General features: G+C 51.3%; 17 protein-coding genes. 7 read left to right on the forward strand and 10 right to left on the reverse strand.

The genetic code is table 11. The features are described from left to right. Positions 1 to 32 precede the first annotated feature (32 nt). From FH871_RS21765 to FH871_RS21775, 3 genes are all read right to left on the reverse strand, one after another. Positions 33 to 2291 carry an ATP-binding protein gene (locus FH871_RS21765; RefSeq protein ID WP_138993548.1) on the reverse strand — a complete coding sequence of 753 codons (2259 nt, stop codon included), beginning with the start codon at positions 2289 to 2291 and terminating at the stop codon, positions 33 to 35. Then, on the reverse strand, positions 2288 to 3034 hold the full coding sequence (locus tag FH871_RS21770; RefSeq protein WP_138993550.1) for an ABC transporter ATP-binding protein: 747 nt from the start codon (positions 3032 to 3034) through the stop codon (positions 2288 to 2290). Before FH871_RS21770 ends, FH871_RS21765 begins: the two co-directional genes overlap by 4 nt. A 112-nt stretch (positions 3035 to 3146) precedes the next feature. Next, a complete protein-coding gene (locus tag FH871_RS21775; protein WP_114407268.1) occupies positions 3147 to 3875 on the reverse strand; it encodes an ABC transporter permease in 729 nt (242 codons plus the stop codon). 147 nt (positions 3876 to 4022) lie between these two features. Here FH871_RS21775 and FH871_RS21780 point away from each other — a divergent pair, with 147 nt between their 5' ends. Beyond that, positions 4023 to 4763, forward strand: coding sequence for an SDR family oxidoreductase (locus FH871_RS21780; protein ID WP_138993552.1), 741 nt, complete (start codon positions 4023 to 4025; stop codon positions 4761 to 4763). Positions 4764 to 4935: 172 nt separating this feature from the next. Then, the gene (locus FH871_RS21785; RefSeq protein ID WP_138993554.1) at positions 4936 to 5850 is read left to right on the forward strand and encodes an ROK family protein; all 915 of its coding nucleotides are present in this window, start codon (positions 4936 to 4938) and stop codon (positions 5848 to 5850) included. Between the two features lie 118 nt (positions 5851 to 5968). Here FH871_RS21785 and murB read toward each other — a convergent pair whose 3' ends face one another. Continuing rightward, on the reverse strand, positions 5969 to 6994 hold the full coding sequence (murB, locus tag FH871_RS21790) for a UDP-N-acetylmuramate dehydrogenase (protein ID WP_138993556.1): 1026 nt from the start codon (positions 6992 to 6994) through the stop codon (positions 5969 to 5971). Between the two features lie 132 nt (positions 6995 to 7126). On the opposite strand from murB, the gene FH871_RS21795 reads away from it, so the two are divergent. Together FH871_RS21795 and gmd are read left to right on the forward strand one after the other, a co-directional pair. Next, positions 7127 to 7735: an SPOR domain-containing protein gene (locus FH871_RS21795; protein ID WP_229317466.1), complete on the forward strand. Its 609-nt coding sequence runs from the start codon at positions 7127 to 7129 to the stop codon at positions 7733 to 7735. 41 nt (positions 7736 to 7776) lie between these two features. After that, the gene (gene gmd, locus FH871_RS21800) at positions 7777 to 8889 is read left to right on the forward strand and encodes a GDP-mannose 4,6-dehydratase (protein WP_138993558.1); all 1113 of its coding nucleotides are present in this window, start codon (positions 7777 to 7779) and stop codon (positions 8887 to 8889) included. Positions 8890 to 8973: 84 nt separating this feature from the next. Here gmd and FH871_RS21805 read toward each other — a convergent pair whose 3' ends face one another. The 4 genes from FH871_RS21805 to FH871_RS21820 form a co-directional block, all read right to left on the reverse strand. Beyond that, positions 8974 to 10506, reverse strand: coding sequence for a Do family serine endopeptidase (locus FH871_RS21805; RefSeq protein ID WP_114407171.1), 1533 nt, complete (start codon positions 10504 to 10506; stop codon positions 8974 to 8976). 429 nt (positions 10507 to 10935) lie between these two features. After that, a complete protein-coding gene (gene rnc, locus FH871_RS21810; RefSeq protein ID WP_114407270.1) occupies positions 10936 to 11682 on the reverse strand; it encodes a ribonuclease III in 747 nt (248 codons plus the stop codon). Between the two features lie 44 nt (positions 11683 to 11726). Beyond that, on the reverse strand, positions 11727 to 12980 hold the full coding sequence (gene fabF, locus FH871_RS21815; protein WP_114407172.1) for a beta-ketoacyl-ACP synthase II: 1254 nt from the start codon (positions 12978 to 12980) through the stop codon (positions 11727 to 11729). Between the two features lie 24 nt (positions 12981 to 13004). Continuing rightward, positions 13005 to 13241 (reverse strand): acyl carrier protein, encoded by a 237-nt coding sequence (locus FH871_RS21820; RefSeq protein WP_038121612.1) that lies wholly within the window; start codon positions 13239 to 13241, stop codon positions 13005 to 13007. A 393-nt stretch (positions 13242 to 13634) separates the two neighbouring features. Between FH871_RS21820 and kdsA the strand changes: the two genes are divergently transcribed. The 3 genes from kdsA (at position 13635) to FH871_RS21835 (ending at position 16559) form a co-directional block, all read left to right on the forward strand. After that, on the forward strand, positions 13635 to 14444 hold the full coding sequence (gene kdsA / locus FH871_RS21825) for a 3-deoxy-8-phosphooctulonate synthase (protein ID WP_138993560.1): 810 nt from the start codon (positions 13635 to 13637) through the stop codon (positions 14442 to 14444). A gap of 59 nt (positions 14445 to 14503) precedes the next feature. Next, a complete protein-coding gene (kduI, locus tag FH871_RS21830) occupies positions 14504 to 15334 on the forward strand; it encodes a 5-dehydro-4-deoxy-D-glucuronate isomerase (RefSeq protein WP_138993561.1) in 831 nt (276 codons plus the stop codon). Positions 15335 to 15539: 205 nt separating this feature from the next. Continuing rightward, the gene (locus FH871_RS21835; protein ID WP_138993562.1) at positions 15540 to 16559 is read left to right on the forward strand and encodes a phytanoyl-CoA dioxygenase family protein; all 1020 of its coding nucleotides are present in this window, start codon (positions 15540 to 15542) and stop codon (positions 16557 to 16559) included. 86 nt (positions 16560 to 16645) lie between these two features. Here FH871_RS21835 and FH871_RS21840 read toward each other — a convergent pair whose 3' ends face one another. Both FH871_RS21840 and FH871_RS21845 read right to left on the reverse strand, forming a co-directional pair. Then, entirely contained in the window at positions 16646 to 17404 is a 759-nt protein-coding gene (locus FH871_RS21840) for a head GIN domain-containing protein (protein ID WP_138993563.1), read from the reverse strand. A 59-nt stretch (positions 17405 to 17463) separates the two neighbouring features. Continuing rightward, the gene (locus tag FH871_RS21845; RefSeq protein ID WP_138993564.1) at positions 17464 to 20025 is read right to left on the reverse strand and encodes a PspC domain-containing protein; all 2562 of its coding nucleotides are present in this window, start codon (positions 20023 to 20025) and stop codon (positions 17464 to 17466) included. Positions 20026 to 20037: the final 12 nt, after the last annotated feature.

A 20037-nucleotide genomic window follows, 5' to 3' on the forward strand; every position in this document is an offset into this window, starting at 1 on the left:
ATCAATGCTACATTTATTATTTTTTTGAAAAATCATCGATCAACCGGCAAGGTGATAATAAACTCCGATCCGACTCCCGGCTGGCTTTCGACGGTTAGGGTTCCGCCGTGGCCTTTGGTAATGATGTCGTAACTCAGGGACAGCCCCAGGCCGGTGCCTTCGCCGGTGGGTTTCGTCGTAAAGAAGGGTTGAAAGAGTTTTTCCTTGACGGTATCATCCATCCCCAGTCCGTTGTCAATGATCCGGATTTCGATCTGCTTCAGGCTGGCTTTGGTCCGAACCTTGACCATTGGCTGGTACGGTTCCGAAGTTGTTTTCTGTTTTTTCTGGACGGTATAAAAGGCATTGTTGAACAGATTCAGCAACACCCGCCCGATTTCCTGCGGGACGAGGTTGACCGAACCGGCCGTCGGATCCAAATCGGTTACCAATTCACAATTGAACGTATTGTCTTTGGCCCGTAATCCGTGGTAGGCCAGCCGCAGGTATTCGTCACAGAGCGCGTTGAGGTTGGTGGCCTGGCGGTCGCCGGTCGTGGTGCGCGAGTGGGCCAGCATATTTTTGACGATCTGACTGGCCCGGCCGCCGTGGTGATTGATTTTCTGGAGGTTCTGCTTCAAATCGCCCAACAGTTCCTTTTCCAGTTCGGCGTCGCGATCCGGTTTTTGCTGTTCCTCTTCGAGTTCGGTCACCAGTTCGGTGCTTACTTCCGAGAAGTTATTGACGAAGTTGAGCGGATTCTGAATTTCGTGGGCGATCCCGGCGGTCAGTTCACCCAGCGAGGCTAGTTTTTCTTTCTGAATGAGTTGATTCTGCGTGGCTTTCAGTTCCTCGAGTGAGGTCTGTAGCTGGGCGGTGCGTTCTTTCACCTGTTGTTCCAGCCGCTCGTTCTGGCTGGCAATGATGCGGTTTCGTTCGATCTCGCGTTCTTTTTCAAGCTGTTCTTTTTCAATCGCCTGCTGCGCCACCCGTTTGCGCGCCAGGTTGTAGCGGTTGAGCAGGGCTCCCGAAAAGAAAATAATCAGCCAGGCAAAGCAGAAACTTTCGCTGTACTCAAGCATACCCCGAAACCCTTTGGGTAGCTTCAGATTCAGGTACCGTCCTACAATTTGTGTGCTAAGGGTAAAGAGCCAATACGCAAACAAAGGCAGCGTTGCCAACAGGGCAAACCGGGCGTCGAGCGATCCGCGCCGGATCATTTTCACCATTCCGATACCCAGCAAAACATACACGACCCGGATCAGAATTTCGATGAGAAGCATGATTTCGAAGGTCGGCATCCCCGAAAACCGATACATGAAAAACTGAAGTATATTGACGGCGGCAGTCAAAGCCAGAAAATAGGAGATAGCGCGGTTTAAGCGACCCAACTCCGGAGCGGGCTGAATAAATTTTCGGATTGATTGAATGAAAAAGCTGAAGAAGATAATGAAAAAGAAATTGGCCAGCAGTTTGAACAGATGGGGCTGGTTTTCAAAAAAAGCAAGCTGAATGTTGTAGGCGTTGCGGTCTAAGGTGAAGAAAAAGAGACAGATAGCGAAATAGAGATAGACGATGTCTTTGATCGAGATGAAAATGAACAGGTTGTAGGCAATGGCCAGAAAAAGAACCCCGATCATGATCCCGTCAAAAAAGTAATTTTCCCAGAGGTTCTCAACCCGGATCGACTTGTAAACCGATTGAATGCGGTTGTCCTCGGTTTCGAACTGAGGCTCCAGGTAGGTCAGGGGTGGGTACCAGTAGGCGCTTTCCGAGCGTTGGTAGAGCGTAGTTTGCTCGCCGGGGCGCAGATGAATGAACAGTCGGCTTCTTTCTTTATTGCCGTTTCGATCCGGAATCTGGTTTTCCGGAACCAGATCGCCGGTTCGCTGGTGCTGCCAACGCTGACTGGCATCCAGTCGGTACAGATCCAGGTAACTGGCGTAGAAATCGCCGTAATACAGATTCAGATCGTGGGGCAACGTGTTTTTGACCCGCATACGAATCCAGTAAACATGCGAATTTCGGTTGGGATTGTAGTGGGAATCGTACCGGAACGAATCGCTGCGTTGTACCTGTTCGAAGGTGTAATTTTCCGCCAGGTCTGCCAGTATCTGGAAATGGGCCGTATCGACTTTCACCCGGCCGGAATCCGTTTTGATTTCAAAAACCGGTGGCCAGGGCTGTTGCGCAAACCCAAAAGATCGAAATCCGAGCCAGAAAACCAGCAATAAGGCACCATTCACCGTAAAGGATGACCATTGTGTCGGTCCGCCATTTTTGATTAACAGTGCATTATTCTGTGGTTTCATGCCTTGGTGTCCCGTAAGAGTTTATTGGCGTAAATAAACTCATTCAGTTCCGCTACTTTCGATTGCGTGATGGTTGAACTGGAGCCTTCCCACATTTTTTTTCCCTGGTAGAGAAACATGATTTTCTCGCCGATTTCCATCATCGAGTTCATGTCGTGGGTAATCACAACGGTGGTAATTTTGAATTCGTCGGTAATTTCCCGGATCAGCTCGTCAATTTTGATGGACGTCAGCGGGTCAAGGCCGGAGTTGGGTTCGTCGCAAAAGAGGTATTTGGGGTTCATCACAATGGCGCGGGCAATGCCGACGCGCTTTTTCATCCCCCCGCTGATTTCCGACGGCATCCGATCGGCTGCATTTTCGAGCCCGACCCGTTGCAAACAGAACTGCGCCCGTTCCATTTTTTCCGACGTGGGCATATTGGTCAGCATGTCGAGCGGAAACCGGACGTTTTCCAGGACGGTTTTTGAATCGAACAACGCGCCACCCTGAAACAGGACGCCCATTTCGCGCCGGATGGCTTTCTGGGTGTCTTCGTCGCCGGTCAGGAAATCGCGTCCGTCATACAGCACCTGGCCTTCTTCGGGTTTGATGAGGCCAATCATGCACTTCAGCAAAACGCTTTTGCCGGTGCCGCTGCCGCCAATGATCAAACTCGTGTCGCCGGGCAAAAACTTCCCCGAAATACCAGACAGAATCGTCCGTTCACCGAAAGTTTTCTGAATGTTTTTTATTTCAATCATGATGCTGGTAATTGGCTGTTACACAGCGTTTATCAGGGGAAATCAGAGTTACACAGAGGTTACTTTGATTCCCTCTGATTTTCCCCGATAAACGCTCTGTAATAGTTCATTTTTACAACAACAACTGCGCTAACAGAAAGTCGGCGGCTAAGACCGCAATACAGCTATTCGTGACGGCAGCCGTCGAGGCCTGTCCCACTTCCAGCGCTCCGCCCGCCGTATAATATCCCTTGAAAGACGAAATCGTCGAAATTAGAAAGGCAAATACCACCGATTTGATCAGGGCAAAGGTGATGCTGAACGGTTTAAAGTCGGAGCGGAGTCCACTGATGTAGTCTTCAGGTGTAATGATATCGGCTGCTGTTCCGGCAATGTAACCGCCGTAGATCGACAGAAAACCCGCCAGGATGACCAGCATCGGAAACGTAATCATGGAGGCCAGTACTTTGGGCAACACCAGATAAGAGCTGGAATTGATCCCCATCACTTCCAGCGCATCGATTTGCTCGGTGATGCGCATGGTTCCCAAACCGCCGGCAATGTTGGAGCCGACTTTGCCCGACAAAACGACACAGGTGATGGTGGGAGCCAGTTCCAGAATGGTGCTGTCGCGTACAATGACGGCAATAATCGTTAACGGAACCAGCGGGCTAACCAGGTTATAAGCCGTCTGGACGCAGGTTACGGCCCCAATGAACGTCGAGACGATGGAAACGATGAAGACGGAGTTGATGCCGATTTGGATGCATTCGTCCAGAACCAGTTTGGAATAAACCCCCATTTTTTCGCGGTTCCGAAATAAGGAGCCCAGGAAAATAAAATAACGTCCAAGGTGATGCATGAGCACAAATAACAATAAAACTACGGTAAAGATAGAACGCTTTTGTGCGTATCTTGCCAAAAAACATGAAAGAGTCGATAGTCATTAACAAACAATCTTTCGTATTTAGGTAGATTGGGTGGTGGCTAATGACCATTGACTGATTCTATGAATCCACTATTGGTAGTTACAGGCGGTACGAAAGGCATTGGCCGGGCCGTGGTTGAACGTTTTGCAGAAGGCGGTTTTGACGTGGTGGTTTGTGCCCGCAACGAGGACGATTTAAGGCAGTTAAAGCACGAAATCGAGGAATCGGTGGCGGAGGTTCTGGAAGGATTCGACGATGCAGTGTTGCCAACCATCTTTCCATTTGCAGCCGATCTGGCTCAGCGTGAGGAGGTTAATCAATTTGTTGACTTCATTCGTTCGCTGGCCCGCCCGGTTAGTGCGCTGGTCAACAACGCCGGTGTTTTTCTGCCGGGGCAAATCCACAACGAGCCGGAAGGAACATTTGAACGGACGATGAACCTCAATGTGGCCAGCATTTACCACCTGACCCGCGGGCTGATTGGCGATATGATGAAGCAGCGGAATGGCCACATTTTTATGATGGGGTCAACGGCCAGCATAACGGCCTATCCGAACGGCGGTTCGTATTGCATTTCCAAGTTTGCCCTGCTGGGAATGGCCAAAGAATTGCGGGAAGAGATGAAACCGTACGGCGTTAAAGTGACAACCCTGCTGCCCGGGGCCACGTATACCGACAGTTGGGCGGCTTCCGGTTTGCCCCAAACCCGGTTTATGCAAGCCTCCGATGTCGCCGAAGTCATCTGGTCGGCGTATAATTTATCGGCGGGAGCCGTGGTTGAAGAGATTTTGCTCAGACCGCAATTGGGAGATATTAAATGAGAAAACAATGAATACCGAATAATGAATATTGAACACCGAAAGAGACGCATCACTTCGTTTATCAGCGTTCAATATTCATTATTCGATATTCATTAAAATCTTCCTTCGTATCTTGCGCCCTCATTGAAAAAACTGAGATAGAAAAGTACGTTTCAAACATAAAACTCCAGTAATGGAATCTGTTCAATATTTGGGTATTGACGTCGGCGGTACGAATGTCAAAATGGGTATTGTCGACGCACAAAGTGGCAATATTTCCAACTTTTACAGTCATGATACGGCCAGTTGGCGCGAATCAGGGCATTTTGTCGAACAATTTGCTGACGCCATTGCGCTTCAACTGTATGAACACAAGGAAATTAAGAAAGTAGGCATTGGCTTGCCCGGTATGATCAACCGGGAGCGAACCGTCCCGCTCGAAATTACGGCCATCCCCGAATTGAACGGCGTCCCGCTGGTCGAAACCCTGAACAAACGGTTTCCGGACGTCCAGTTTTTTCTGGAAAACGACGCCAACGCGGCTGCGCTGGGCGAATTTTATTTTGCTGACGATAACATCGACGAAAATTATATTTTCATCACCCTGGGAACGGGCGTTGGTGGGGCGGCTATTATCAACAAAAAGGTATTTGTCGGCGGTGATGGCAACGCGATGGAGCCCGGCCATCTGCCTTCACGCAACAACCGCGTTCTCGAACGGAACATCGGTAAAAAAGAACTGCTGGATTTAGCCAACGAACGGCGTCAGGAGTTTGAAGGAACCACCCAACTGGCATCTGACGGAAGCATTTCAACGACCAGTCTGGTGGCGGCAGCCGCCATTGGCGACGAGCTGGCCTTGCAAATCTGGACGGAAGTGGGCGAGATGCTCGGCGACGGGCTCGTGGCCTTGATTCGGGTGCTGGACATCAAGCAAATCCTCATTGGCGGTGGCCTGTCGGCTTCTTACGACTACATTCTGCCCGCCGTGCAAAAACAACTGGACTTCTGGCTCACGCCCTATTATCAGAACGGTTTGTCGCTCAAACGCGCCACCCTCGGCAACGACGCGGGCCTGCTGGGCGCGGCATCGCTTTGTTTTGAATAGATGGTTTAAACGGCTGGATGGTTAAAATGGTTAAAAATGGTCGGGAGTTGCAGGTATCCGCCAGCTTGAACCATGTTTAACATTCAAACCATTTAACCATCCAGCCACTTCAAACCATTCAGACAATATTCACTTCGGGATTCAGCCGAATCCCGAACCGGTCTTCCACCGATTGCTGCACCTGGTGGGCTACGTTCAGAATTTCGGCACCTGTGGCTCCTCCGTGGTTGACCAGCACGAGCGCTTGTTTGGAATGCACCCCCGCAGGACCGATGTGTTTACCTTTCCAGCCGCACTGCTCGATGAGCCAGCCCGCCGGAACTTTCATCGTCAGGTCACCGGTCGGGTAGCCGGGCAGGGTAGGATACTCGGTTTTCAGCCGGGCATAGTCGTCTTTTGAGATTTCCGGATTTTTAAAGAAGCTCCCGGCATTGCCAATTTCGGCAGGATTGGGAAGTTTGCTGCGCCGGATTCGGATGACCGCTTCACTGATCGCCTTGATGCTGAGATTGTCCTCCGACACGCCCATCGTTGCCAGCGTTTCCCGAATGGCACCGTACTCAATGTGAAAAACGGGCTGTTTGTTCAGGCGAAACGTGACGCTGCTGATGATGTATTTTCCTTTGGCTTCGTGTTTAAAAACGCTTTCGCGGTACCCGAACCGGCATTCGGCATGATTGAAAATCCGGGTTTCGCCCGTTTGAATGTCCACCGCTTCCAGGTGGTCGAACACCTGCTCGATTTCAACGCCATACGCGCCGATGTTCTGCATGGGGGCTGCACCCGTGGTGCCGGGAATCAGCGAGAGGTTTTCGATGCCGGCATAGCTATTTTGTACACAAAACAGAACCAGCTGGTGCCAGTTGACACCCGCGCCCGCTTTTACGAAAACGTGTGACGCGTCTTCCCGCACCACTTTGATTCCCTGAATGGACATTTTAATAACCAGTCCCTCAAAATCACGCGTGAAAAGCAGGTTGCTGCCTCCCCCCAGAATCAGTTTGGGAGCGGCCAAAAACTCGGATACCTGGAAAAGCGTTCTCAGTTGTTCTTCGGTATCAATTTCGACCCAATAGCGGGCTTTCGCGTCGATTCCGAATGTGTTATAGGATTTCAGCGATACGTGGCTCTGAATATCTAGCATGGGGTAGCGTAAGAATGCTACCTCAAAGTAAGTAAAAAGAAGGGAAAACGTTGGTATGTTGGCGGTATTGCTCAACAAGATAGCGTTCGGATTGTTGCATAACCAGATAGTTGCTAAATTTGCAAACAAGGGATGAAAGCACAGATGTATAAAATTGGGTCGGATAGCGCGTTTATCCTGGTAGTTTTGGTCGGACTGTCGGGCTTGATCAGCTCGTGTGCCTCATCGAAAAAGACGGCGTCCCGGTCGTCGTCCTCTTCCTCGACAGATTACAATACATATAATTACGATTTGTCGGCTACCCGTCCGAAGTACAACACCACCGTACCCGCAACAGCCTCCAAACCATTACCTTCCACCCCGCCCGCCCGCCCGGCTTCCGAAACCCGCCGGACCCTGCCCATGGCCGAGCCTCTGCACATCAACAAAAAACTGGATGCCATACTGGACACTATTTCAGTCAAAAACCGCTCCATCCGGTATGCGCAAGGGTATCGAATCCAGGTGTATGTTGGTGACCAGCGGGCCGAGGTGGATCGCGTCAAACGGTTTACCTACCAGAATTTTCCGGAATTGAACCCCTATACGACGTACCGACAGCCAACATACCGGCTGAAAGTGGGCGATTTCATGCGTCGGCTCGATGCCGAGCGGTATTTGGCCCAACTGCGTCAGCAGTTTTCGTCGGCGACGCTTTTGCCCGATCGAATCGAGATTAGAAGAAGTTTATCCATTAAATAGCGATAAACTATATTTTTTGTAGTCAGTCTTTACAATAATCTATGAAAAAAGCACTCATTACCGGAATTACCGGCCAGGACGGCGCTTATTTAGCGGAACTGCTCCTGTCGAAGGGATACGAAGTTCATGGTATCAAACGCCGGAGTTCGCTGTTTAACACCCAGCGGATCGATCATATTTACGAAGATCCACACGAGAAACACGTGCGGTTTGTGCTACACTACGGTGATTTGTCCGACTCGACTAACATCATCCGGATTATTCAGGAAGTTCAGCCGGATGAAATCTATAACCTGGGAGCAATGTCGCACGTTCGGGTGAGTTTTGATGAACCTGAGTACACGGCACACGTCGACGGAATTGGCACATTGCGGATTCTGGAAGCCGTTCGATTGCTGGGGTTGAGCAACAAAACCCGCATCTATCAGGCTTCAACTTCGGAATTATATGGTGGGGTTCAGGGACATGCTCAATCCGAAGCGACCCCTTTCTATCCCCGTTCTCCCTACGCCGTTGCCAAACTCTACGGCTACTGGATTACGGTCAATTACCGGGAAGCCTACGGCATGTATGCCTGTAACGGGATTCTGTTCAACCACGAATCACCCCTGCGCGGGGAGACGTTTGTTACCCGGAAAATCACGCGGGCCGTGGCCCGGATTGCATTGGGTTTGCAGGACAAAGTATTCATGGGCAACCTGGACGCACAACGCGACTGGGGCCACGCCAAGGATTACGTCGAAGCGATGTGGCTCATGCTGCAGCAGGAAACCCCGGAAGACTTTGTGATTGCTACCGGAAAAACCACTCACATCCGCGATTTTATCCGGATGGCTTTTGCCGAAATCGGCGTCGAACTGGAGTTCAAGGGCGAGGGCGTCAACGAAACCGGTGTGGTAGTCAAGTCGACCAACCCCAGCTATCCCATTGAAGTGGGCCGCGAACTGGTCTGCATCGATGAACGGTATTTCCGCCCGACGGAAGTGGATCTGCTCCTCGGTGATCCGACCAAAGCCATGACCAAACTGGGCTGGAAACCGAAATACGATTTGGCTGCTTTGGTGAAAGAAATGGTTATTGCCGACATCGAATTGTTCCAACGTGACCAGTTGCTGGAGAAAAGCGGTCACCGGGTCATGAATTATTTCGAGTAAATTACGCACGAAAGCTCTTATACAAAAGCCGCCGGTTCTCAGAACCGGCGGCTTTTGTATGAACCCGAAAACACACTTGATACTTTATACCGGCACGGCGTAGTAATACATCCGGGAACTGTTCGGATACATTCCGATCAGCATCAGGCCTTCACCTTCTTTGGTGGTGTTCAGTGCCGTTTGCAGATCTTTCACCGTGCGGACAACTTTTCCGTTGGCTTTCACAATGATGAAACCTTCTTCGATGTCGGTTTCGGACATTTTCCCTTCCCGAATCCGCTTCACCCGAACACCGCCGTCAACACCCAGCCGTTTGGCATCGGTTGCGGCCAGTTCTTCAAAGTCGGCTCCCAGCGAACCCAGGGTGGCGGCTGAATTTGAAGCAGAAATGTTGTCGCTTTTCTTGATGATGTCGCGACCTCCGTTGCGGTTCCGCAGTTCGACGCGGAAATCCCGCAGATCGCCATTCCGGTTTACGGTCATCGCAATGACATCACCCGGGCGACGACGGCCGATGATTTCGCGCATTTGAGCGTCGGAATCCACATTCTGGCCTTCCATCTTCACGATCACGTCACCTTTCTTCAAACCAGCCGACGCTGAGGCACCGCCTTCCACGACTTCGTTGATGTAGATCCCACGACCAATTTTAGAACCCAGTTCCTGTGCTCGCAGGCTATTCAGTTCAACCGGAATGATGCCCAGGTAGCCCCGTTGTACGTTGCCATATTTAACCAGGTCAGCCGAAACTTTTTTCACCAAGGAAACCGGAACGGCAAAACCGTATCCACTATAATACCCCGTAGCTGAAGCAATGGCCGAGTTGATACCGACCAGTTCACCACGCAGGTTGACCAGTGCCCCACCGGAATTACCGGGGTTGATAGCGGCATCAGTCTGGATGAAGGCTTCGACCGGCGAATCCGGTTTGGCGTCGTTGCGGTCGATATTCTGATCCAGAATACCAATCCGACGGCTTTTGGCGCTCACAATACCGGCTGTAACCGTCGATTCCAGATCCAGCGGATAACCCACGGCCAACACCCACTCACCGAGTTTCAGCGCATCCGAATCACCCAGGGTAATGGAAGGCAGATTTTTGGCATTCACCTGAATTACGGCCAGATCGGTCAGCGGGTCGGTTCCAATCACTTTCGCCTTGAAACTGCGCTTGTCGGTCAGAATCACTTCCACTTCGTCGGCACCCTGTACGACGTGGTTGTTCGTAACAATGTAGCCGTCCTGGCTAATGATGACGCCGGAGCCGGATGCCTGACCGCGTTGCCGTTGCGGGGCACCGCCGTTGCCACCCCGGCCAAATTCGTCCCCAAAGAAGTCACGGAAAATATCCGGAATCTGCTGTTGGCGAACCGTACGGGTCATAGTCGTTTTGATGTGTACTACCGCCGGTGTAGTGGCTTCGGCAGCGTAGGTAAAATCACCCGGAGCGCCCTGAGGCCCGGTCAATGCCGCCAACCGGCCCGTAGGGGTAGGAGTTGGTGACGATTCGTTAAAAATTACATCCTGCTTATTAAATCCTAAGAAGTTATAAGCGGCCAATGTAACAAAGCTTGACAGCAGAGCGATGATCGCTAACGTTTTCCAGTTGTTTTTCATGACTTGATTCTAAAAATGGGTCGTTTACTGTTTTCGTACCAGTTCCCCAAGATAACGAAATCTGCTTTTCCAAAAATTCGCTTTTTTAACGCAATTAACAAATTTTAACAGGCGAATGTTGGCTGGCTGCGCCGTTGAGACAAGAGATGGAGAGCCAGTGAAAATCACAATTTTCAGTTATTGGGTTGTTGGTCAGAAATCAGAGGTATAGCACCCTAGTTACAACATCCATACCAGTCCAATGTTTAGAGAAATTTATGTCATTATGACGGGAATGTTTGTTTATTTTAGACGACAACCAGGTCAGTTTGACAGGTGGTTTTTAGCTACCAGGGGTGACATTTGATAAAATGACACAAAATACCGAAGGTTGGTGCAGAAACGAATTGTCCGGAAACCTGATCGGGAAGGGGGGGGAGATGCCGGATTTTAATTGGAAACCGGCTTCATCTGCAATTGCTCACAGGCTTTTTCGGCGGCCGACTGTTCGGCTTTTTTCTTGCTGTAGCCACTGCCCTGGGCAAACGGTTCGTCGTTGACCGTTACCTGCGAGATGAATTCGCGGAAGTGGTTGTTTCCGCGTTCAGAAATAATGATAAATTCTACTTTTTTGCCTTCCCGTTGCGCCCACTCGATCAGGCGGCTTTTGAAATTGGCGTTGTTACTGATCAGGGCTTCGAGGTCATAATGGCCCAGTAACTCCTTGAGAATGAACCGACGCGTAAACCGGAATCCTTTGTCAAGATAAATGGCACCGACCAGCGCTTCGAGCGCGTCGCCGTACATGGAGGTGCGGGAAGGAACAATTCCCCGGTTGCGGCTGCCGTCGTATTCGATCAGGTTTTCGAGACCGATTTTCCGGGCAATGCCGTTAAGGGTTTCCCGGTTGACAATCCGGGAGCGGATTTCGGTCAGGAAGCCTTCGTCTTTATACGGAAATTTTTTGAAGAGAAACTCGGCAATCACCATGCCTAAAACCGCATCGCCCAGGTATTCCAGCCGTTCGTTGGATTCTTTGAAGCCCTTGATCGCCGTTTCTTTCGAGGCCGAGGTGTGCCGGAAGGCGAGTTGATACAGGCCGACGTTGGAAGGCGCTTCGCCAATGATGTGTTCAACGGAGCGCTTAAATTTTTTGCGTTCGCTGTTGCCCAGCCGAAACCGGAAAAAACTGCGAATAGGCTCGAAGAAGGTGTTGGCTGAAGCGGCTGGCACGCGGCTGTTTATGACTCAAGTTTGCGAAATATCACGGAAAAATTATGACCCCCGAACCCAAACGTATTACTCAAAGCAACGTCGATGGTTCTTTTCTGGGCTTCGTTGAACGTAAAGTTCAGCTTCGGGTTAAATTGTTCGTCGTCGGTAAAATGGTTGATGGTCGGTGGAACAATACCGTATTTCATCGCCATCAGACAGGCAATGGCTTCAATGGCCCCGGCCGCCCCCAGCAGGTGACCCGTCATCGACTTGGTGCTGCTGATGTTGACTTTATAGGCATGGTCGCCAAAAACTTTTTCAATCGCTGTCGCTTCGCTGACGTCGCCCAAAGGCGTCGACGTTCCGTGTACGTTGATATAGTCGATGTCTTCCGGCCGAATCTGGGCGTCGTCGAGCGCATCTTTCATCACATTGAGTGCGCCTAACCCTTCGGGGTGCGGTGCCGTAATGTGGTAGGCATCGGACGACATGCCTCCGCCGATCAGTTCGGCGTAAATCTTGGCACCCCGCGCTTTTGCGTGTTCATACTCTTCCAGAATGAGGGCTCCGGCCCCTTCGCCCAGCACAAAACCGTCGCGGTCTTTGTCAAACGGCCGTGAAGCCGTTTCCGGCGACTCGTTTCGTTCCGACAAGGCCCGGAGCGCATTGAACCCGCCGACACCCGCTTCGGTTACGGCGGCTTCAGAACCGCCGGAAATGGCGATGTTCAGCCGTCCCAGCCGAATGAAGTTGAAGGCGTCGATCATGGCGTTGGTCGCCGAAGCGCAGGCCGAAACCGTCACGTAATTGACACCGTGAAAACCGTAGCGAATCGAGAGCATGCCCGATGCACTGTCGGCAATCATTTTCGGAATGAAGAATGGATTGTAACGGGGAGTGCCATCGCCGGTGGCGTAATTCTTTACTTCGTCTTCGAAGGTTTTGAGCCCTCCGATTCCTGAACCCCAGATGACACCGGCTTTGTTTAGATCGAGCTTGGTGAGGTCAAGCCCGGCGTCTTTCACCGCTTCGTCGCCCACAATGAGGGCGTACTGGGCAAAAGGGTCCATCTTACGAGCGTCCTGACGAGGGATGAACTGGTTGATATCCAGGTTCTTGATTTCGCAGGCGAATTTTGTCCGAAATTTTTCGGCATTGAATTTAGTAATCGGACCGGCGCCACTTACACCGGCAGATAAGCCGTTCCAGAACTCTTGTACTGTATTACCAATCGGCGTAAGAGCGCCCAGGCCGGTGATTACTACTCGTTTAAAAGGCATAGAATGAACTACAAAAAGAAAAGCTTATTTCACATTCTCTTCCAGGTACGTAATGGCCTGGCCTACCGTACCAATGTTTTCCGCCTGATCGTCCGGAATAGAGATGTTAAACTCTTTTTCAAATTCCATAATCAGTTCAACGGTGTCGAGCGAATCAGCGCCCAGATCATTAGTGAAGCTGGCTTCCGGCGTTACCTCCGATTCTTCAACACCCAGTTTTTCAACAATGATTGCTTTTACTTTGTCTGCAATTTCTGACATTTCTGTATGCGTTTGGGGTTCTAAAAACTGTGCAAAGAAAGAGATTAAAAACAGTATTGTCAAATAATTTTTTCTATCGAAAATCGTTTAAAAGTGCTTGGTTTTTTTTGTAAAAAGACAGATTAACAGCTTATTACAAAATAAAATTGTATTTACCAACCGAACTACCGTCCCGGTACCAACTCGATCACCAGACGGCCAAATGAAGTAGCTCCGGTTTCGTCGAATGGCCCAACAATCTATCAAAATGGCAATAAACGACTTAAATTTCAGATTAGTCGCTCCCAAAGCGGCCAGAACCGGTAAAAGTTAGCGAAAGTGCGATTTTGACAGGACTGAACCGTTCAAAGTGGGCTAATTGTGTAGTTTTGTACGAAAACCTCAAAAACGCCTGTGAAGATTGCCAAACTAAAACATACCGATTCTGGCAACTTTTTCCTGATTGCGGGACCCTGCGCCATCGAAAGCCGCGAAATGGCCCTGGAAATTGCCGAAAAACTGGTCGCCCTAACGGATCGACTCCGGATTCCGTTTCTGTTCAAAGGCTCCTACCGCAAAGCGAACCGGACAAAACTGGATTCTTTTACCGGCATCGGCGATCGTTTAGCCCTCGAAATTCTCAGAGAAGTGGGCGAGCGGTTCCAGGTTCCGACCGTCACGGATTTCCACGAATCGCACGAGGCCGCGATGGCGGCAGAGTACGTGGATGTGCTGCAAATTCCGGCATTTTTGTGCCGACAAACCGATATGCTCACCGCAGCCGCCCAAACCGGGAAAGTGGTCAACATCAAAAAAGGACAATTTATGTCGGGCGATTCGATGGCTTTTGCCGTTGAAAAAGTGAAGTCGGTTTATCCGGATGCGGAAGTGTTTCTGACCGACCGGGGCAACTCGTTCGGGTACGGCGATCTGGTGGTCGATTATCGAAACCTGCCGATGATGCAGGCTCATGGCGTTCCGGTGGTAATGGACTGTACGCACTCGCTGCAACAGCCCAACCAGTCGTCGGGCGTCACGGGCGGAAAACCGGCCCTGATTGCCACCATCGCCAAAGCCGCCATTGCTGTAGGGGCCGACGGTCTGTTTATCGAAACTCACCCCAACCCGTCGGAAGCTAAATCGGATGGGGCCAATATGTTGCCGCTGAGTCAGTTGGAAGGTTTGCTGGAGAAACTGGTCCGGATTCGGCAAGCCATATCCTGACCGATAACAGTAGAAAAAACCGCTCTAGCCCTCTATTCACAAACTGATCTTATTCATCCATGCAGACCCGTTATACGACCAATCCCAGCGATTTCAAGCAGTATGATACCGACCGGATTCGGCGGGAATTTCTCATCGAAAGCCTGTTTACATCCAATTCTTTCGAGTTCGTTTATTCGCATTACGACCGGATGATCGTGGGGGGCGTCATGCCCGTCGATGGGCCGCAGACATTACCGACGTATGACGAGCTGAAAGCGGATTTCTTTCTGCAACGGCGTGAGCTGGGGATCATCAATCTGGCCGGAGATGGAACCGTAACGGTTGACGGACAGGTGATTGACTTGACAAAAAAAGATTGTCTATACGTGGGGATGGGAAGCCGGGAGGTGATTTTTAACAGCAACCAGTCCGACAAACCGGCCAAATTTGCGCTGATTTCGACCCCCGCCCACCGAACCTGTCCGACGGCAAAACTGACATCGGCAGAAGCCTCGCCGGTGGAGCTGGGCGCCCAGGAAACGGCCAATCAGCGAACCATCTACAAATACATTCATGCCGACGGTTTGCAAAGCTGTCAGTTGGTGATGGGACTGACAACCCTGAAATCCGGCAACATCTGGAACACCATGCCGCCCCACGTTCACGACCGCCGGATGGAAGCGTATATCTATTTTGATATTCCGGAAAACCAGCGTGTTTTTCACTTTATGGGCCATCCCCAGGAAACGCGTCACCTGCTGGTGGCCACCGATCAGGCCATTCTGTCTCCGCCCTGGTCCATTCATGCCGGCGCCGGAACCGCCAGTTACTCCTTCATCTGGGCCATGGCGGGCGAAAATTATTCGTTTACCGACATGGATTTTGTTCAATTGAGCGACATCCGGTAGTGAAAATCTGCCGTTTCTGACTGGTAATCTTGCGCGCTTCATACACTTATTTTTGGATAAATTTTAAAAGTCGATTAAACGGGATTTTCTGATTGTCAGGGGTTTATGATTTTTTTAAAATCTATTCCGTTGATTTTTAGCGGGTTATGTTAAAAATTTAAAAAGAATAATACTAGATTTAGGAGCAACATTGCTACCTGAAACTATGTCCATCGTAAACAAAGCGCGGCAGGCTTACAAAAGGCTGTTTCCTGCCCCGGTTCTCCATGATTTTCCGGCTGAGAATCTGCCCTGGATTGACAGGCAGAATCCGGACATCGAGGGGTTCGTCAAACAGTTCCCCAAAGCCAGCCAGTTACCCTATGATTTGACCGAAAAGCTTCATTTTTGGCACAAGAACGGGTATGTCATTCTCGAAAAGGTCATTTCGGACGAACTGATCGATGCCTATCTGGCCGATGTGCAGGAATTGATCGAAAAACACAAGCAGTATGACATCAACATTCGCATCGACCGGCCCGAATACCGCAAACACCCGGTGATGAAAGTCCGGGATGTTCCGCGTGAAATTATTGAAGGCCAGTACATTAAAGTAATGGACTTCCACAATGCCTCGGTGGCTGGCAAGAAACTGATGCTTCATAAAGCCATTGTTTCGTTTCTGGAGGCCATCTTCAACGAAAAGGTGGTGGCCATGCAGAGCCTGACTTTTTTGTATGGTTCACAGCAGGAAACCCACCAGGATTTTCCGTATGTGGTTCCCCAGGTTCCGAGTCATCTGGCCGCAGCCTGGATCGCGCTGGAAGATGTGAAACCCGGATCGGGTGAATTGCATTACTTTGTCGGATCGCACAAGATTCCGAAATTCAACTGGGGAAACGGTATTTTCTTCACGGGTGAATCGACCAAAAATCCGACGGATTTCGGCCGTTATCTGATTGCCGAATGTGAGGGACTGGAGCGGAAGACGCTGTTGCTTAAAAAGGGCGACGTCCTGATCTGGCACGCGGCTCTGGCCCACGGTGGCGAACCGATTCTGGATGAAAGCCTGACCCGCAAATCGTACGTCTGTCATTATTCTTCGGCCCTGGGGTATTTTCGGCATCGGCACGACCTCGTGAACGAGCCCGTCCGCTACAACCTGAATGGTGCCGACGTCTTTGCAGACCCCACGCTGAAAGAATACGAAAATACCTTTCAACGCGGTGAGACGATCCATGGATAGTCACCGGGTTCTGTTCAATAAAAAAATCGCCCTCTGACTCAGAGGGCGATTTTTGATTCTACCAATCTCTATTAACTATTTTATTTTTACCGGTCTACGCTTTTGATCGAGCTGGCACCGGAGGTATTGGAGCGAATGGAGGCCGAACCACGGTAGGTCAGGCTGCTGGCTCCGCTGGCGTCGGCATCGAGCCGGTCGCTGACGTTCATCCGGGCGCTGCTGGCTCCCGACAAATCCACTTTGGCACTCGACACCTTCAGGTCGTAGGCTTTCAGCGTCGTGGCCCCCGAAACTTCCCCGTCGAGCCGCTTGGCCTGGCCGGTTAGGGTCACATTGGAAGCCCCCGACAGATCGACCAGCACGCGTTCCGCATCTACTTCGATGGTCGACGTCGACGCCCCCGATATGTCGACAGCCAGTTCTTTAAGGTTGCGGAAACCAGTCACATCGGACCTGGAGGCCCCCGAGAAGGACACGCTTTTCAGGTCGGGCAGGGTCACATTGACCGTAACCCGCTGACGGTTCCGGTTCCAGCCGAGTTTATCTTTGTAACGGACCTGGAGTTTATTGTTGATCACTTTCGCTTCCAGATCGTCCAGGTCATCGCCCCGCCCCGAAGCCGTCACTTTGTAGCCACTGCCGCGCGTCACGTGAATGATGAAGGCACTGCCAAGGTCGAGTTTGTCGAAGTTGCTGACGTTGAACGTCCGGGTTTCGTCCTGAACGGGCAGGGCACTCATGATTTCGACCAACTGGCTTCCCGAAGGGCTGATGGCGGCTATCGATAAAACCGTTGTCGAGAGCAGAAAGGGTGTTAATAAGGAGAACGCAAGTGACCTTTTCATAGCAGATTTTAGTTGAACAATTCAGGCTAAAGATGCAAAACCGTATTAAAACGTTGCATCTATTGCGGCTGATTCGTATTTCCGTGTACGCTGCTGGCTCCGCTGGTTTTCGACTTCAGATCGTCTACTGTGCCGAATTCTGCGTTGCTGGCTCCGACTGCTTCGACGTCGGCCCGGCCAACTGTCATTGCCGTCGCATCGAGTTTACAGGCACCGGACAGGTGTGCGTTCACATTGTTGGAGCGTCCGCGCAGGGTCGCCTTCGAAGCGCCGGTCAGATCGATGTCCAGTTTGTTGGTTTTGACGTCGATGAGGGCTTTGCAGGCCCCGGTCAGGTCGATGTCCAGGTTGTCGAGCGAGTCGAAACCGGTAATGATCGACTGCGTGGCTCCCGAATAATGGATGGATTGCACATCCGGCATCGTTACCGTGATGCCGATCCGACGGCGGTTGCGCCATTTGAAAATGCCCTCATTCCGGAAATCGACGTGCAGTTCGCCATTTTCAACCTGAACCCGCAGATCGTCGATGTCTTCTTCACGGCCATCGGCTACGACCTTGAAGGTTTCGCCCCGTTTTACTCGGACGGCAAAGGCCCCCCCCATGTCGATTTTTGAGAAATTTGTCGCTTCAAACTGGCGGGTGTATTCACCTTTCTGGTGGAAATCATCCCCCAACTCGTTGCGCAGTGCTTCGTCGATGGCGTCGTTGGTATCGAAGTCTTCCTCGTAGCGGTTGTCGTTCAGTTCACGCGGATGGGTCAGGGAAACCAGACCATCGGTTTTGCTGAATTTCCAGAGGCTGGTTTTCATCCGTTCCAGTTCCTCGTTTCCAAACTCGTTGCGAATATGACGGGCAAAAGCTTCGGTCATTCGGAACGGGCGTTCGTAGGGAATGTAGATCGTGAGGTCGATATCCTGCCCCCGGAACCGTGATCCCGGTTTGATTTCGTAGTTGTCGTCAAACCGAATCAGGGAGTCTTTGACCGACCAGTTATACAGAATAGTCCGGGCATTTTGCTGGGCAATCTGGCGGGTAGGCCCCTGCGCTTCCTGACGCTTCAGCAAGCTCCAGGCTGTGCCCTCGACCCCTTCCAACTCAATGGATGTATGAAAATCGTTGTCATTGTCGTCCTCGTCATTGATGTCGAGCGTCGGGATGGCGGCCGGAACCGGCAACGTCACCGTCTCCTCAATGTGGCCGCTGCGGCTGAATTCATTGACCACCTGCGGAACCGTAGCGGCCAGCCCAATCAGGCCTAAAAACCAGACACTCAACAGCGTTAACGAGATAGCGGTAGTCACCAGGGCCCGTTGCGAAATGATCATGATTCCGAGAATTGCGATGGCCAGACCGGGCAGAAAAACCGCAACAAAGGCCGACAGAATCATCGGAGGGGTGATTTCCCGCTGGATCATGTACGGAATGTCACTGTTCCCGAAGTGAATTCCTTTCAGACCAAAAACCGTACCCAGAACGCCCAGTGCGCCCACCATAATGGCAAACCCGACCACGACCAGAAACACCCCGGCTAAAACCCGGACAATCGATACCGTGCCGCGTGCCAACGGGCCCAGAATACTGGCCAACCCGTTGAAGATGGTGGCAATCAGCCGAAACGGAAACAGCAGAACTTTGGCCAGCGTACTTTCTTCGGCGGTTTCGTTGATATCAAGGCTACGCTTGATATTGCTCTCGATGTTCGAGAGCGTAATGGGCTCCCCCTGCATTTCCATCTTTTCGGTTAAGGTGTTGGCCGTCGGCGAGATGATCCAGAGAACGATGTAGGCCAGAAAACCGGTACCGAACAGGAAGATGGTCAGAACGAACAGCAGACGCACCACCCCGGCGTCGATGCCAAAGTAAGCGGCAATCCCCGAAGCAACACCACCCAGCACTTTATCGTCGGGATTTCGGTAGAACTTCTTGACACTTTTGTCATCTTCCAGTGTCATGGAACCCGGAAAGGCCACCCACATGGCGATGTACAGAATTACGGTGAAACCGGAGATGCCGCCAAAGAATTCGTCACTGCCGTGTCCGAAAATTCCGCTGAAAGGCGGCAGGGCCAGAATGAGCGTCACAAAAATCAGCCGTACCCAAACCGGGTCGATGTTGAAATAGTTGGCAATCCCGGAAGCAACGCCACCGGCAATTTTCCGGCGCAGGTCACGGTAGAGTTTGCGTGGGGGTAAACCGCTCGGGCGGGGCGGTGGCACCGAACCCGTTCCGGGGGCTGGGCCGGCTTTGGGTTCCGGATTGGCACCCGCCGTTGCGGCCGATTCGTAGGCTGCCTGCGAACGGCTGCTGGCGGCAACACCGATGCTGTCTTCTTCTTCGATGGCTTCGAAATCGGCCACCGTTCCCATCGACAGAATCAATTCGTTGACATCTTCCAGTGTAACTACCTGGCGCGGACTGGCCTGCTTTTCTGCCGCCTTGAGCTTGTTGAGCAGCTTTTCGGCAATCCGGTTTTCGATGTCGGTAATGATTTCCTGGCTGTCTTCATACGTCGAAAAGTAGTGTTGAATCGACGTGAGATACCCTTTTAATTTATCGTAGCCATCTTCCTCGATGTGGAAGATCACTCCGCTTATATTAATACTGATGGTCTTTTTCATGGCAACAAAGCG

This window comes from Larkinella sp. C7, from assembly GCF_006149005.1.
Taxonomy (GTDB): Bacteria; Bacteroidota; Bacteroidia; order Cytophagales; family Spirosomataceae; genus Larkinella.

Bases quoted from the DNA above. Each gene is read 5' to 3' on its own strand.
- FH871_RS21840 (WP_138993563.1), bottom strand. From the start codon at position 17,404: ATGAAAAGGTCACTTGCGTTCTCCTTATTAACACCCTTTCTGCTCTCG.
- FH871_RS21845 (WP_138993564.1), bottom strand. From the start codon at position 20,025: ATGAAAAAGACCATCAGTATTAATATAAGCGGAGTGATCTTCCACATC.
- fabF (WP_114407172.1), bottom strand. From the start codon at position 12,980: ATGCCTTTTAAACGAGTAGTAATCACCGGCCTGGGCGCTCTTACGCCG.
- FH871_RS21820 (WP_038121612.1), bottom strand. From the start codon at position 13,241: ATGTCAGAAATTGCAGACAAAGTAAAAGCAATCATTGTTGAAAAACTG.
- FH871_RS21765 (WP_138993548.1), bottom strand. From the start codon at position 2,291: ATGAAACCACAGAATAATGCACTGTTAATCAAAAATGGCGGACCGACA.
- murB (WP_138993556.1), bottom strand. From the start codon at position 6,994: ATGCTAGATATTCAGAGCCACGTATCGCTGAAATCCTATAACACATTC.
- FH871_RS21785 (WP_138993554.1), top strand. From the start codon at position 4,936: ATGGAATCTGTTCAATATTTGGGTATTGACGTCGGCGGTACGAATGTC.
- FH871_RS21780 (WP_138993552.1), top strand. From the start codon at position 4,023: ATGAATCCACTATTGGTAGTTACAGGCGGTACGAAAGGCATTGGCCGG.
- gmd (WP_138993558.1), top strand. From the start codon at position 7,777: ATGAAAAAAGCACTCATTACCGGAATTACCGGCCAGGACGGCGCTTAT.
- FH871_RS21835 (WP_138993562.1), top strand. From the start codon at position 15,540: ATGTCCATCGTAAACAAAGCGCGGCAGGCTTACAAAAGGCTGTTTCCT.
- FH871_RS21770 (WP_138993550.1), bottom strand. From the start codon at position 3,034: ATGATTGAAATAAAAAACATTCAGAAAACTTTCGGTGAACGGACGATT.
- FH871_RS21795 (WP_229317466.1), top strand. From the start codon at position 7,127: ATGAAAGCACAGATGTATAAAATTGGGTCGGATAGCGCGTTTATCCTG.
- FH871_RS21775 (WP_114407268.1), bottom strand. From the start codon at position 3,875: ATGCATCACCTTGGACGTTATTTTATTTTCCTGGGCTCCTTATTTCGG.
- FH871_RS21805 (WP_114407171.1), bottom strand. From the start codon at position 10,506: ATGAAAAACAACTGGAAAACGTTAGCGATCATCGCTCTGCTGTCAAGC.
- kduI (WP_138993561.1), top strand. From the start codon at position 14,504: ATGCAGACCCGTTATACGACCAATCCCAGCGATTTCAAGCAGTATGAT.